Consider the following 13323-nt stretch of genomic DNA (forward strand, 5'->3'; position numbering starts at 1 on the left):
TGGGTGATCGCGTAACGATAAAAGAGTCAGCCGTGGTTCAACTGGTCGAGCGCCTTCTTGAGCGCATTGCGCTGTAAGATCAGCTTCCAACGTCGCCCGCCTTGCTGATGCCACAATAGAGCGAAGCGCACGCCGGCGAGCAGCGCGGCACGTACCCGCTCGGGCATCATGTGCTGTTGCAGCAGCGAGGGTTCGCCCTGCACCACGATGCGGTACTTGAAGGTCGAGAGTGTGTCCTGGTAGAGCTCACCGAGGCTCGCCACCACGTTCTCGTGAGTGTCGCCGAAATGCTCGGCCTGGCCCTGGACTCGGGTCAAGCGCGTGCCGAGGGTGGTCATCATGTCGCTGTTCTTGCGCAGCTTCTGCATCAATAGTAGTAGCGAGAAACCGTAGCGCAGTACCACGGGGTTGGTCTGCTTGCGGCCGAGCACGGCATCGAGAAGGTCGAGACCTTGGCGCATGTAATTGGGGTGGCCGCCGTAGATCGCCTCAAAGCTTTCCGGGTTGGTATCGACGGTGGCGCGGATAAGGGTGGTCCAGGCTCGCTCGTCGGCTTGGCCATGACGCGCGAGGTCATCGACCACGCAGGCAGCCTGGAAGACACCAGCCAGGGCCAGAGCTTGACGCGAAACCGGATCGTCCGGGGCGCGATGAATCGGGGTAGTGGTCATTCAATGGGCTCCGAACGTTTCCAAGTCTCGCGAATCACCCCGCCGCCCAGGCAGATCTCGCCATCATAGAGTACCAGCGACTGGCCAGGGGTGACCGCGCGCTGTGGCTCGTCGAAGATGATTTCCACGCCGCCCTCAGGGGTAGTGTGCATTCGACAGGCGACGTCGGCCTGTCGATAGCGAGTCTTGGCGGTGAGGCTGGCCTCGGTCGCCGGTGCCTCGCCAGCCACCCAGTCCATCGGCTCGGTGACCAGGGCGTCACTGTAAAGCAGGGGATGATGCTTGCCCTGCACGGCGACCAGCACATTGCGATCGAGGTCCTTGGCGGCGACGTACCAAGGCTCTTCCGGATAGTCGGCCAGGCCGCCGATACCCAGCCCTTGGCGCTGGCCGAGGGTATAGTACATCAGCCCCATGTGTTCGCCGATGACGTCTCCATCCGGGGTCTCGATCACGCCCGGTTGGGCTGGCAGATACTGCTGGAGGAAATCGCGGAAGCGCCGCTCGCCGATGAAGCAGATGCCGGTCGAATCCTTCTTGCGCGCGGTTGCCAACCCATGACGCTCAGCGATGGCGCGCACCTCGCTCTTGTCCAGTTCACCGACCGGAAACAGCGTGCGGGCGATGGCCGACTCGGGCACCGCATGCAGGAAATAGCTCTGGTCCTTGTTGGCATCCAGGCCCTTGAGCAGCCGCGGGCGGCCGTTACGCAGGCCCTGACGTACGTAGTGCCCGGTGGCGATTTTCTCGGCACCGAGCATTTCGGCGTACTCGAGGAACACCTTGAACTTGATTTCGCGGTTGCAAAGGATATCGGGGTTCGGCGTCCGCCCGGCACGGTATTCGGCCAGGAAGTGTTCGAAGACATTGTCCCAGTATTCGGCCGCGAAGTTGGCGGTATGCAACCTGATACCGAGCTTCTCGCACACGGCTTGCGCATCCGCCAGGTCTTCCTTTGCGGTGCAATATTCGGTGCCGTCGTCCTCATCCCAATTCTTCATGAACAGGCCTTCGACCTGATAGCCCTGTTCGAGCAGCAGCAGGGCGGAGACGGAGGAGTCGACACCGCCGGACATGCCGACGATGACCTTGCCCGTGGATGACATAGACGTTCTCGGATCGGGTGACAGCTAAACGGGGCAGAATTATACCTTATCTTGGCTTCGAGCTTCGAGCTTCGAGCTTCGAGCTTCGAGCTTCGAGCTTCGAGCTTCGAGCTTCGAGCTTCGAGCTTCGAGCTTCGAGCAGTTGGCTGCAAGCCTGGAGTAATAGGAGACTGCCCGTAGCCCGTAGCCCGTAGCCCGTAGCCCGTAGCCCGTAGCCCGTAGCCCGTAGCCCGTAGCCCGTAGCCGTAAGCTTAGCGCTCGTGGATCACGTCCATGGGAAACACCCTGCCCAGGCGGGCGTCACGGACACGCCGCAACACTAGCGGGCTGCGCAGGCGCCCGGCCCGTTCCAGGTCTTCGATCTCATCGAAAGTCAGCCAGTGGATGGCGCGGATGTCCGGGTCCAGGTCATTGCCGAGATGCGCCAGTGCCATGCCCACGAAACTGTGGCTATGGAAGGTCAGCCCGGCTTGCGCTTCGTAGACGTACAGGCCCAGGTAGTCGGTGATGCCGACGCGCCAGGCACTCTCCTCGCGTACCTCGCGCTCGGCGGCTTCCAGTAGCGTCTCGCCGGGTTCCAGGTGACCGGCCGGCTGGTTGAACAGCGTGAAGGGGCCACCATTATCCTCCTCGACCAGCAGGTAGCGTCCGGCACGTTCGACCACGGTGGCCACGGTGACTCTAGGGGTCCAGCGTTTCATCGGCGTCTCCGGCCAGCAGAAGATGGGTGGCGGCCTCGGCGAGGGCCATTGGCACTAGGCGCATGCAGTGTTTCCCGACGCCATTGCCCAGGGGCCAGGCCATCCAGGCGCCAAGGTCCGATGGCCACTCGGATCAGGCGTAACGTGGGGTGGCCGACATGGGCGGTCATGCGTCGCACCTGGCGATTGCGGCCCTCGCTTATGGTCAGCTCCAGCCAGGCGGTGGGCTGGTGCTGGCGATGCCGCACCGGCGGCTGGCGTTCGGCGACTCGTGGAGCGGTGAGCCGCCGTACCTGAGCCGGACGGGTCGGGCCGTCATTGAGCATCACCCCTTGGCGCAGGGCGTTCAAGGCGTCGTCGCCAGGTTCGCCCTCCACCTGGACCCAATAGGTCTTGGGCTGCTTGTGGCGTGGATGGGCGATGCGGTGGATCAGTTCGCCATCGTCGCTGAGTAGCAGCAAGCCCTCGGAGTCGTAATCGAGGCGTCCGGCAGGGTAGATGCCCGGGACCTCGATGATATCGGCCAGGGTGGCTCGACCGTCACTATCGGTGAACTGCGACAGCATGTGATAGGGCTTGTGAAGGAGATACAGCGAACTCATGGGGCTTGGTCTTGTACCAATGATTGTCGACAAATCCTGTTTCAAGCCTACTCTGAACGATGGGCTGGATGCTATACTCCGCGCTCCACTGAACACACCACAGGGGAGTTCTCAATGGGGTTCCAGAAAATTGTCGTCCCTGAAGGCGGCGAAAAGATTACCGTCAATGCCGATAACACCCTGAACGTGCCGAACGAGCCGGTCATCCCGTTCATCGAGGGTGACGGTATCGGTGTCGACGTTACACCGGCGATGAAGATCGTGATCGACGCGGCTGTGCAGAAAGCCTACAACGGCGAGCGCAAGATCCACTGGATGGAAGTCTATGCCGGCGAGAAGGCCACCCAGGTCTACGACGCCGACACCTGGTTGCCCGATGAGACCCTGGAAGCCGTCAAGGATTACGTGGTGTCCATCAAGGGTCCGCTGACCACTCCGGTGGGTGGTGGCATCCGTTCCCTGAACGTGGCTCTGCGCCAGAAGCTCGACCTCTATGTCTGTCAGCGCCCGGTGCGCTGGTTCGAAGGCGTGCCCAGCCCGGTCAAGAATCCCGCCGACGTCGACATGGTGATCTTCCGTGAGAATTCCGAGGACATCTACGCCGGTGTCGAATGGAAGGCTGGCACTCCGGAAGCCGACAAGGTTATCAAGTTCCTGCGTGAGGAAATGGGTGTCACCAACATCCGTTTCCCCGAAATGTGCGGTATCGGCGTCAAGCCGGTCTCCGAGGAAGGCACCAAGCGCCTGGTGCGCCAGGCCCTGCAGTATGTCGTGGACAACGATCGCGAGTCGCTGACCTTGGTGCACAAGGGCAACATCATGAAGTTCACCGAAGGCGCCTTCAAGGATTGGGGCTACCAGGTGGCGCGTGATGAGTTCGGTGCCGAGCTGCTCGACGGCGGCCCCTGGATGACCTTCAAGAACCCGAATACTGGCAAGCAGGTCGTGGTCAAGGACGTCATTGCTGACGCCATGCTGCAGCAGATCCTGCTGCGTCCGGCCGAGTATGACGTGATCGCCACCCTGAACCTCAACGGCGACTATCTCTCCGACGCCTTGGCGGCGGAAGTGGGCGGTATCGGTATCGCACCGGGCGCCAACATGTCCGACAACGTGGCCATGTTCGAAGCCACCCACGGTACCGCGCCCAAGTATGCCGGCCAGGACAAGGTCAACCCCGGCTCGCTGATCCTCTCCGCCGAGATGATGCTGCGCCACATGGGCTGGATCGAGGCCGCCGACCTGGTGCTCAAGGGCATGGAGAAGGCGATCTCCAAGGGTGAGGTCACCTATGACTTCCACCGCGTGATGGAAAATGCCGTGCTGTTGAAGTGCTCCGAGTTCGGCAAGGCCGTCGCCGATAACATGTAAGTCGCGCGTCACGATGCTCGAGCCCTCGCCCGTTAAGCGGGTGGGGGCTTTTCGTGTTCAGAGGGCTTGCAGAGTCGCGACGGTGGACGCATCTTTGTTAGTAATGAACCCTGTGAGGCATCAGGCGTCGAACCAGAGTTGATGCCGGGGGTATCAACCGGCTTGTGAAGATGGATAGTGCCTCTTATGTTCAAGATAGACGAGCCCGATTTGATATGGGTGACGGCGGGCATGACACGACCCACGGATCCACAAGAGGATGATGACGGTCAAATAGCCGTGGATCCCGCCGACCCGGCGTTGGCAGAGCCACCGTTGTTCAAGGTCGTGCTGCACAACGATGACTTCACGCCCATGGAGTTCGTGGTCGAAGTGCTGCAAATCTTCTTCAATATGGATAGCGAGAAGGCGGTACAGGTGATGCTGGCGGTGCACACCCAAGGCAAGGCGACCTGTGGGATCTTCACTCGCGACATCGCGGAAACCAAAAGCCATCAGGTCAATCAATATGCCAGAGAGTGTCAGCATCCGCTGCTGTGCGATATCGACAAGGCCGACTGACGCCTGGCATGGTGCATGTCAGGGCGAGTGGCCGGCACAAGAGCGGCTTGCCAAACCCGCAATTGTGCCCGATGGTGAGAATGCCGGTTTTTGAAAGTGCCGACCGATGCCGTAGGCGGCTAGAAGGGGACTGCCATGCTGAGCAAAGAACTTGAACTGACCCTGAACACGGCCTTTACCGTGGCACGTTCCAAGCGCCATGAGTTCATGACCGTGGAGCATCTGCTGTTGGCTCTGCTGGATAATGCCTCTGCGGCGGATGTATTGCGTGCCTGTGGGGCCAACCTCGATAAGCTGCGCACGGACCTGCAGGATTTCATCAACTCCACCACGCCGCTGATTCCCGAGGATCAAAGCGATCGCGAGACCCAGCCGACTCTGGGCTTCCAGCGGGTGCTGCAGCGTGCGGTCTTCCATGTCCAATCTTCCGGCAAGAGCGAAGTGACCGGGGCCAACGTGCTGGTGGCGATCTTTTCCGAGCAGGAAAGCCAAGCGGTCTACTTCCTCAAACAACAGAACGTCGCTCGTGTGGATGCGGTCAACTACATCGCCCATGGCATTTCCAAGGTGTCGGGGCATGGCCAGAATCCGTCATCGCCCTCGCCGGACGCCGAGGATGCCGAGGATGGCGTCAGCGAAGGCAGTGCCCATCCGCTGACCGGGTATGCCACCAACCTCAACGAGCAAGCGCGGTTGGGCAAGATTGATCCCCTGATCGGCCGCGATCACGAGCTCGAACGGGTGGTGCAGATCCTCGCCCGACGGCGCAAGAACAACCCGCTGCTGGTAGGCGAAGCCGGTGTTGGCAAGACCGCCATTGCCGAAGGCTTGGCCAAGCGTATCGTCGAAGAGGATGTGCCCGACGTCATCGGCGATGCCATGGTCTACTCGCTGGACATGGGCGCCTTGCTCGCCGGCACCAAGTACCGTGGTGACTTCGAGAAGCGCCTCAAGAGTCTGTTGGCCGAACTCAAGAAGCAGCCCAATGCCATTCTGTTCATCGACGAGATACATACCGTGATTGGTGCCGGGGCAGCGTCCGGAGGCGTGATGGACGCCTCCAACCTGCTCAAGCCATTGCTCTCGTCCGGAGACCTGCGCTGCATCGGTTCAACCACCTTCCATGAATTCCGCGGCATCTTCGAGAAGGACCGGGCGCTGGCGCGGCGTTTCCAGAAGGTCGACGTGATGGCGCCCTCGGTGGACGACACCATCCGCATCCTCAAGGGGCTGCGCGGGCGTTTCGAGGAGCATCACCGTCTCAAGTACACCGACGGCGCACTGGAGAGCGCGGTGCGCTTGGCAGACCGTTACATCAACGATCGCCATCTGCCGGACAAGGCCATCGACGTGATCGATGAGGCTGGTGCCCACCAGCGGCTACTGCCGCCGGAGGTGCGGGTCGATACCATCGATGTCGAGCAGGTCGAAGCCGTGGTGGCTTCCATTGCACGGATTCCGCCGAAGAGTGTCAGCAGCTCTGATCGCAAGCTGCTCGAGAATCTCGAGCGCGATCTCAAGATGCTGGTGTTCGGCCAGGACGAAGCCATCACCAGCCTTGCCGCGGCGATCAAGCTGTCGCGGGCTGGTCTCAAGTCACCGGACAAGCCGGTGGGCAGCTTCCTGTTCTCTGGCCCGACCGGGGTCGGCAAGACCGAGGTGGCCCGTCAGTTGGCCGCCTTGATGGGGATCGAGCTGCTACGCTTCGACATGTCCGAGTACATGGAGCGGCACACCGTGTCGCGGCTGATCGGCGCGCCTCCGGGCTACGTCGGTTACGACCAAGGCGGTCTGCTGACCGAAGCGATCACCAAGCAGCCGCATTCCGTGTTGTTGCTCGACGAGATCGAGAAGGCGCACCCGGAAGTCTTCAACCTGTTGTTGCAGGTGATGGATCACGGCCGCCTGACCGACAACAACGGCCGTGAAGCGGATTTCCGCCACGTGATCCTGATCATGACCTCCAATGCCGGGGCAGATCAGATTGCGCGACGCTCCATCGGCTTCCAGCCCCAGGATCACTCCACCGATGCCTTGGAAGTGATTCGCAGGACCTTCTCGCCTGAGTTCCGTAACCGCCTGGACAGCATCATTCAGTTCCACAGCCTGGAGCCGTCGGTGGTGCGCAGTGTGGTCGACAAGTTCCTGGTCGAACTGCAGGCCCAACTCGACGAGAAACGCGTGCAGCTCGATGTCGACGAACAGGCGCGAGCCTGGTTGGCGGAGCAGGGCTACGACCCCGAGATGGGGGCGCGTCCCATGGCTCGCCTGATCCAGGAGAAGCTCAAGAAGCCGCTGGCGGAGCTTATCCTGTTCGGCGAGCTGGCCGAGCACGGCGGCGTGGTGCATGTCACCGTGGAAGGCAACGAGTTGCACCTGGCTACCGAGGCCGAAATGGCCTGATTGCTCCGCTTGCGCGAGCTAAACCCCATGGCGCCCTGTCTGCGATGACGGGGCGTCTTTTTTGTTTGTTGGTTCCAGGCGGAAGAAAGGCGGGAAGGCTCAGCGTGAGCGATAGACGATGCGGCCCTTGGACAGGTCGTAGGGAGTCAGCTCGACCTTGACCTTGTCGCCGGTGAGAATGCGGATGTAATTCTTGCGCATCTTGCCGGAAATATGGGCCGTGACCACGTGGCCGTTTTCCAGCTCGACGCGGAACATGGTATTGGGAAGCGTGTCGACGACGACGCCTTCCATTTCGATATGATCTTCACGTGCCATATAGGCGATTCCTCGTTACGCGATGATGTCGATCGTTAACGTCAGGATAAGACGTTACTCAAGATAGCGCGCTATTGTGCCGCATGCCGGCCGCCAAGGCAAAAACCTCGCTCATAACGGTACCAATCGGCGCCAATGGCGACCATCGAGATATTCCAGCGGCTGAAAGTCGCGCTTGTAATTCATCTTGCGGCACTCGCGAATCCAATAACCCAGATAGACATGGGGCAATCCCCGCCTTTGGGCGAGTGACACCAGCTCGAGTACCGCGTAGGTACCCAGCGAACGCCGGTTGAGTTCGGGAGACGGGTCGAAGAACGTGTAGATTGCCGACAACCCGTGACCCAGGACGTCGATGGCGGCCACGGCCAGCAGCCGGTCGTTGCGACGGAATTCGAGCAAGCGGGCATAAGGGTGATCGAGTGTAAGGAAAGTCCGGTATTGCTCGTGACTGGGGGGGTACATGTCGCCGTCGGCATGGCGGGTACGGATATAGCGCGCGTAGAGTTCGTAATGTTCGGTGAAGAAGCTTGCCGGACGCTCATGGACCGTTAGGTCGGTGTTGCGTTTGATCACCCGTCGTTGGCTGCGACTGGGCTGGAAGTCGGCGACAGGGATGCGCACCGAGACGCAGGCATTGCAGCCTTCGCAATGCGGGCGATAAAGATGCCGGCCGCTGCGACGAAAGCCGAGTAGTGATAGAGCGTCGTAGACGCCCTGGCCGGGAGACTCCTGGGGGTCGAGAAACAGCGTGGTGGCCTCGCGCCCCTCCAGGTAGCTACAGGCATGGGGGACCGTCAGGAAGAAGCGCAGATCCCGCACCGGCTGTTGCGGAGCCCTACTGCTCACTATTACCGTCTCCTTGGGTGGTGGCGTGTGTCACCGGAATACTTAGCCAGGCTCCCACCCGATATCTTCACGAAGGTTCGAGGCCCTTGCTGGGCATACCTGTCAAGATAGTCGATGAAGTCGCGACGGGCGATATCCCGAGCACCCATTCGTGCCAAGTGGCGGGTATGCATCTGGCAGTCGATCAGTCCGCCGCCACGCGCCTGGAGGTGGCGGGCCAGATACACCAGCGCGACCTTGGAAGCATCGCTTACGCGGGAAAACATCGATTCCCCGAAGAACATGTTGCCCAGAGCGACACCGTAGAGGCCTCCGACCAGCATTTGATCCCGCCATACCTCCACCGAGTGGGCATGGCCCAAGTCATGCAATGTCAGGTAGGCGGCCTGCATCTCGGGAGTGATCCAGGTGCCTTCCTGATGGATTCGGCTAGTGGCACAGGCATCGATGACGGCAGGGAAGTCATGGTCGATACTGACCCGGAATCCGGCGTTGCGCAGGCGTTTGGCCAGGCTGCGACGAATGCGTATCTCCTCGGGGAACAGCACCATGCGGGGGTTGGGGCTCCACCACAGGATCGGCTGGCCTTCGCTGAACCAGGGGAAGATGCCTCGCTGGTAGGCGCCCAGCAGCCAGTCGGGGGTCAAGGCGCCGCCGACCGCTAGCAGGCCATCGGGTTCATCCAGTGCCTGCTCGACATCGGGAAACTGTACATGGTCCGGAGGCAGCCAAGGTAGCATCGCATCGTCGTCATCGTGGGAACAAAGCTAGTGTGACCGCCTTTGGTCGGTGTCTCAAGCAGATCCGAGCCCCTGTGCCCCAAGCCAAAGCCCCGGTATGATGGCGCCTGATGGACCATGGAAGACGCCTTTGTGGCGCAAGGGGGATGGCCACTTGAGTGTCAAGAAGAAGACCACGGGACGCCGGGTATCGGCGGCTCAAGCCAAGGAGCGAGCCAAGCGCTTCGGTTTGCGCCTGCAAGGAGCTTCCCGCGAGGGCGTGGTGATTCTGTTGCTGGCAGGCTGTGTATTCCTGTTGCTGGCCCTGTTCAGTTATCAGCCGGGGGATCCGGGATGGTCGCATAGTGGCCCGGAAACCCGGGTCGGCAACTGGATGGGGCCGATCGGTGCCTGGTTGTCCGACGTGCTCTATTCCCTGCTCGGTGCCAGTGCGCTGTGGTGGCCCGGCATGCTGGGGTTTTCCGCCTGGCGCCTGATGCGCTCGCGCCAGGTGCACTTCGAATGGGATGCCACGGCGCTGGCGGTGCGCTCAGGAGGGTTGCTGCTGCTGTTGTTGGGCACCACGACTCTCGGCGCCTTGCATTTCTACAATCCACAAAGCGGCTTGCCTTATGCCGCCGGGGGAATTCTCGGCGAAGGGCTGGTGGCCAGCTTGCGTCCATTGGTGGGTTCCCATGGCACTACGTTGTTGGCACTGGTCGCCCTGCTGTGCGGCTTTCCGCTGTTCTCGGGGCTTTCCTGGCTGACGGTCATGGACGAGATAGGTCATCGGGTCAATCGCCTGTTGCTGTGGATCTGGGGGCAACTGGGTGGCTTGCGCGAGTCACGCGAAGGCCATGAAGAGGAGGCACCCTTGCCGCCCGGTGAGGCGGACGTACCACTCGATGACGAGAGCGACAGGCCGCGCTGGTGGCAGCGGCTGATACCATGGCGGCGTCGCGAGGCGGCGACCTTCGACTTGGACGAAGAAATTCCGGGACGCGGCGAACGACGCCATGAGCCTCGACTCGAGGCCGACGGCGGGACCGACATTCCCTGGGAAGTTCCGGCGCGGACACCGTCGGCCAAGGCGCACCCCGAAGCCGCCTACGACCGCCAGCACAAAGTCGAGCGCTTGGAGCGACAGGTTCGCCAGCCCACCGACATTGCTTCGGTACCGGAACCCAATACCCGCCGGGTGCCGGAAACCATTCCCGATCCCGTGTTGCCGGACGATGATGAGCCGGCCTGGGCGGGCATGTCGCTGCGCGCCGAGCGCGATGACGGGATCATGCCCGAGCAAACCCAGGCGTCCACGGAGCGTGCGCCAGAGGAAGCGTCCGGTGATGAGTCCGAGGCGTCACAGGAGGAGCTTACCCCGGTCGCCTGGGCCTCGTCGGGATCTTCGCCGCATTCACCGGCACGCAGCGGCAAGCATGAACCGAGCCTGGTGAGCTGGAACGATGCCGATTGGGACGAGGAGGAACCCGACGACGAGCCACGCCTGGACCTGGCACACAACGACGACAAGCCGTCGGCCGTTGCGCCTGAACAGCGTAAGAACGATTCGCGAGTCGATGAGCCGTCGCGCAATGTCACCGAGTCCGGAGCCGGCCGACTCGCCACGTCCGAGCAGGGGCGGCCGGCCGCCGAGGAGCCCGACGGGCCCACCCTGTGGACCGTGGAGCACCTGCAGAGTCAGCGTCCCTTGTTCGACGACTTGCCGGAACCGGATGGTGACCTGCCAAGCCTGCGCCTGCTGACCCCGGCTGAGGCACATCAACCCAACTACACGCCCGAACAGCTGGCCAGCATGGCCGAACTGCTGGAAACCCGGTTGCGCGAATATGGTGTCAAGGCCGAGGTAGTCGAAACTTGGCCAGGGCCGGTAATCACCCGCTTCGAGATCAAGCCGGCAGCCGGGGTGAAGGTTTCCAAGATCAGCAACCTGGCCAAGGACCTGGCGCGTTCGTTGATGGTCAAGAGCGTACGCGTGGTGGAGATCATCCCTGGTAAGCCCACCGTGGGTATTGAGATCCCCAACCCGCAACGGGCCATGATTCGGTTGCGCGAGGTGATCGACTCCGACCGCTACCAACAGGCCGACTCGGCACTGAGCTTGGCGCTGGGCCAGGACATCGGTGGTGCACCGGTGGTCGCCAATCTGGGCAAGATGCCGCACCTGCTGGTGGCAGGGACCACCGGCTCGGGCAAGTCGGTCGGGGTCAACGCCATGCTGATCTCGATGCTGCTCAAAGGCACGCCCGACGAAGTGCGCATGATCATGGTCGACCCCAAGATGCTGGAATTGTCGGTCTACGACGGTATTCCGCATCTGCTGGCCCCGGTGGTCACCGACATGAAGGAGGCTGCCAACGCCCTGCGCTGGTGTGTGGCCGAGATGGAACGGCGCTACAAGCTGATGGCCGCCATGGGCGTGCGCAACATTGCCGGCTTCAATGGCAAGCTCGACGAGGCCAAGCGGGCCGGTGCCCAGGTCGCGGACCCGCTGTGGGAGCCGCAGCCCTGGGAGATGCACGAGTCGCCGCCGGTGCTGGAAAAGCTGCCCTATATCGTGGTGGTGATCGACGAGTTCGCCGACATGTTCATGATCGTCGGCAAGAAGGTCGAGGAACTGATCGCCCGCCTGGCGCAGAAGGCGCGCGCAGCCGGCATTCACCTGATCCTGGCGACACAGCGTCCCTCGGTGGACGTGGTGACCGGCCTCATCAAGGCCAACATTCCTACGCGCATGGCCTTCCAGGTCTCGTCCAGGGTCGATTCACGCACCATCCTCGACCAAGGCGGCGCCGAGAACCTGCTGGGGCACGGTGACATGCTCTACCTGCCCGCAGGTGCCGGGCTGCCAATGCGGGTACACGGCGCCTTCGTCGACGACGACGAAGTGCATCGCGTGGTCGAGGACTGGAAGCGTCGCGGTGAGCCGGAATATATCGATGAGATCCTCTCCGGCGGGGTCTCCGCCGAGGCACTGACCGGCCTGGAGGCCGAAGGCGGCGGCGATGGCGATGACACTGAGCAGGACGCCCTCTACGACGAGGCGGTGATGTTCGTCACCGAGTCGCGCCGGGCCTCGATCTCGGCTGTGCAGCGCCGCTTCAAGATCGGCTACAACCGTGCCGCGCGCCTGGTCGAAGCCATGGAAAGCGCCGGCGTGGTGTCGTCGATGGGCTCCAACGGCAGCCGCGAGGTATTGGCACCGCCGCCCGTCGGAGACTGACGGCACCCTGAGTCCGCGCAATATGCAGCAATCGAGGAAACCGGGGCCGCGGGTGCAACCTGCGGCCCCGGCCGAGGTCCATGCCTCGGGAATCAATTTTCGGGCATACCGAATTAGGGAGTGAGCATGAAACCGATGACGTCGCTGTTGGGCCTGTCGCTGGCACTGGTGATGCCGGTCGCGGCAATTGCCGATCAAGGAGCGGAGCGCCTGACGCGCCTTCTCGAACCGCTGCAGACCTATGCCGCTGACTTCGAGCAGCAGATCCTCGATAGCAGCGGGCAACGTCTGCAGGAAGTGCATGGGCAGATGTGGCTGTCGCGGCCGGGCAAGTTTCGCTGGGAAGTCGACGCCCCCTATCGTCAGATCGTGGTTTCCGATGGCGAGGAGGTCTTCTTGCACGACCCCGACCTCGAGCAGGTCACGGTGCAGCCGCTCGATACCCGGGTGACGCACACACCGGCCCTGCTGTTGTCGGGAAGTGCTTCCGAACTGACCGAAAGCTATGAGGTGGACCGCCAGCAGCAGGGGGCAGCGGAAACCTTCACCCTGACACCGCGCGATGCCGATACCCTGTTCGAAGAACTCAAGATGACCTTCTACAGCGAACGGCTGGGCATGCTGCAGATGACCGACAGCACGGGCCAGCGTACCGCCATCCGTTTCGACGATGTGCAGTACAACCCCTCCATCGACGATTCCCGCTTCACCTTCGAGATTCCCGATGGGGCGGATGTGATTCGTGAAAGTTATTGAGCACGTCTTCTGACACCGTTTTCCG

General features: G+C 62.1%; 12 protein-coding genes. 5 read left to right on the forward strand and 7 right to left on the reverse strand.

Annotated features, from left to right (window positions below):
• Positions 1 to 26: 26 nt before the first annotated feature.
• The 4 genes from hflD to IE093_RS18275 all read right to left on the reverse strand — a co-directional run bounded on the left by hflD (position 27) and on the right by IE093_RS18275 (position 3080).
• Positions 27 to 671 carry a high frequency lysogenization protein HflD gene (gene hflD / locus IE093_RS18260; protein ID WP_189471720.1) on the reverse strand — a complete coding sequence of 215 codons (645 nt, stop codon included), beginning with the start codon at positions 669 to 671 and terminating at the stop codon, positions 27 to 29.
• Positions 668 to 1777 carry a tRNA 2-thiouridine(34) synthase MnmA gene (gene mnmA / locus IE093_RS18265; protein ID WP_189471722.1) on the reverse strand — a complete coding sequence of 370 codons (1110 nt, stop codon included), beginning with the start codon at positions 1775 to 1777 and terminating at the stop codon, positions 668 to 670. Before mnmA ends, hflD begins: the two co-directional genes overlap by 4 nt.
• Before the next feature lie 251 nt (positions 1778 to 2028).
• On the reverse strand, positions 2029 to 2478 hold the full coding sequence (locus IE093_RS18270; RefSeq protein WP_189471724.1) for an NUDIX domain-containing protein: 450 nt from the start codon (positions 2476 to 2478) through the stop codon (positions 2029 to 2031).
• Positions 2475 to 3080, reverse strand: coding sequence for a pseudouridine synthase (locus IE093_RS18275; RefSeq protein ID WP_189471726.1), 606 nt, complete (start codon positions 3078 to 3080; stop codon positions 2475 to 2477). The genes IE093_RS18270 and IE093_RS18275 overlap by 4 nt, the downstream gene beginning before the upstream one ends.
• Before the next feature lie 114 nt (positions 3081 to 3194).
• On the opposite strand from IE093_RS18275, the gene icd reads away from it, so the two are divergent.
• From icd to clpA, 3 genes are all read left to right on the forward strand, one after another.
• The gene (gene icd / locus IE093_RS18280) at positions 3195 to 4451 is read left to right on the forward strand and encodes an NADP-dependent isocitrate dehydrogenase (RefSeq protein ID WP_189471728.1); all 1257 of its coding nucleotides are present in this window, start codon (positions 3195 to 3197) and stop codon (positions 4449 to 4451) included.
• Positions 4452 to 4682: 231 nt separating this feature from the next.
• Positions 4683 to 5012 (forward strand): ATP-dependent Clp protease adapter ClpS, encoded by a 330-nt coding sequence (gene clpS / locus IE093_RS18285; protein ID WP_229803727.1) that lies wholly within the window; start codon positions 4683 to 4685, stop codon positions 5010 to 5012.
• Between the two features lie 135 nt (positions 5013 to 5147).
• Complete coding sequence (gene clpA, locus IE093_RS18290; RefSeq protein ID WP_189471732.1) at positions 5148 to 7415, forward strand: ATP-dependent Clp protease ATP-binding subunit ClpA; 2268 nt, start codon at positions 5148 to 5150, stop codon at positions 7413 to 7415.
• A gap of 99 nt (positions 7416 to 7514) precedes the next feature.
• On the opposite strand, the gene infA is transcribed toward clpA, so the two are convergent.
• The 3 genes from infA to aat all read right to left on the reverse strand — a co-directional run bounded on the left by infA (position 7515) and on the right by aat (position 9322).
• Positions 7515 to 7733, reverse strand: a complete 219-nt coding sequence (gene infA / locus IE093_RS18295) for a translation initiation factor IF-1 (protein ID WP_013332816.1) — start codon at positions 7731 to 7733, stop codon at positions 7515 to 7517.
• Positions 7734 to 7844: 111 nt separating this feature from the next.
• Positions 7845 to 8582 (reverse strand): arginyltransferase, encoded by a 738-nt coding sequence (locus IE093_RS18300; protein WP_189471734.1) that lies wholly within the window; start codon positions 8580 to 8582, stop codon positions 7845 to 7847.
• 2 nt (positions 8583 to 8584) lie between these two features.
• The gene (aat, locus tag IE093_RS18305) at positions 8585 to 9322 is read right to left on the reverse strand and encodes a leucyl/phenylalanyl-tRNA--protein transferase (protein ID WP_189471736.1); all 738 of its coding nucleotides are present in this window, start codon (positions 9320 to 9322) and stop codon (positions 8585 to 8587) included.
• Between the two features lie 154 nt (positions 9323 to 9476).
• Between aat and IE093_RS18310 the strand changes: the two genes are divergently transcribed.
• On the forward strand, positions 9477 to 12542 hold the full coding sequence (locus IE093_RS18310) for a DNA translocase FtsK (protein ID WP_229803729.1): 3066 nt from the start codon (positions 9477 to 9479) through the stop codon (positions 12540 to 12542).
• A gap of 135 nt (positions 12543 to 12677) precedes the next feature.
• Positions 12678 to 13298 carry an outer membrane lipoprotein periplasmic chaperone LolA gene (gene lolA, locus IE093_RS18315; protein ID WP_422730996.1) on the forward strand — a complete coding sequence of 207 codons (621 nt, stop codon included), beginning with the start codon at positions 12678 to 12680 and terminating at the stop codon, positions 13296 to 13298.
• Positions 13299 to 13323: the final 25 nt, after the last annotated feature.

The organism is Litchfieldella qijiaojingensis, from assembly GCF_014651875.1.
In the GTDB taxonomy this organism is placed as follows: domain Bacteria; phylum Pseudomonadota; class Gammaproteobacteria; order Pseudomonadales; family Halomonadaceae; genus Litchfieldella; species Litchfieldella qijiaojingensis.

Bases quoted from the DNA above. Each gene is read 5' to 3' on its own strand.
- IE093_RS18275 (WP_189471726.1), bottom strand. From the start codon at position 3,080: ATGAGTTCGCTGTATCTCCTTCACAAGCCCTATCACATGCTGTCGCAG.
- clpS (WP_229803727.1), top strand. From the start codon at position 4,683: ATGACACGACCCACGGATCCACAAGAGGATGATGACGGTCAAATAGCC.
- clpA (WP_189471732.1), top strand. From the start codon at position 5,148: ATGCTGAGCAAAGAACTTGAACTGACCCTGAACACGGCCTTTACCGTG.
- infA (WP_013332816.1), bottom strand. From the start codon at position 7,733: ATGGCACGTGAAGATCATATCGAAATGGAAGGCGTCGTCGTCGACACG.
- icd (WP_189471728.1), top strand. From the start codon at position 3,195: ATGGGGTTCCAGAAAATTGTCGTCCCTGAAGGCGGCGAAAAGATTACC.
- lolA (WP_422730996.1), top strand. From the start codon at position 12,678: ATGACGTCGCTGTTGGGCCTGTCGCTGGCACTGGTGATGCCGGTCGCG.
- mnmA (WP_189471722.1), bottom strand. From the start codon at position 1,777: ATGTCATCCACGGGCAAGGTCATCGTCGGCATGTCCGGCGGTGTCGAC.
- aat (WP_189471736.1), bottom strand. From the start codon at position 9,322: ATGCTACCTTGGCTGCCTCCGGACCATGTACAGTTTCCCGATGTCGAG.
- hflD (WP_189471720.1), bottom strand. From the start codon at position 671: ATGACCACTACCCCGATTCATCGCGCCCCGGACGATCCGGTTTCGCGT.
- IE093_RS18270 (WP_189471724.1), bottom strand. From the start codon at position 2,478: ATGAAACGCTGGACCCCTAGAGTCACCGTGGCCACCGTGGTCGAACGT.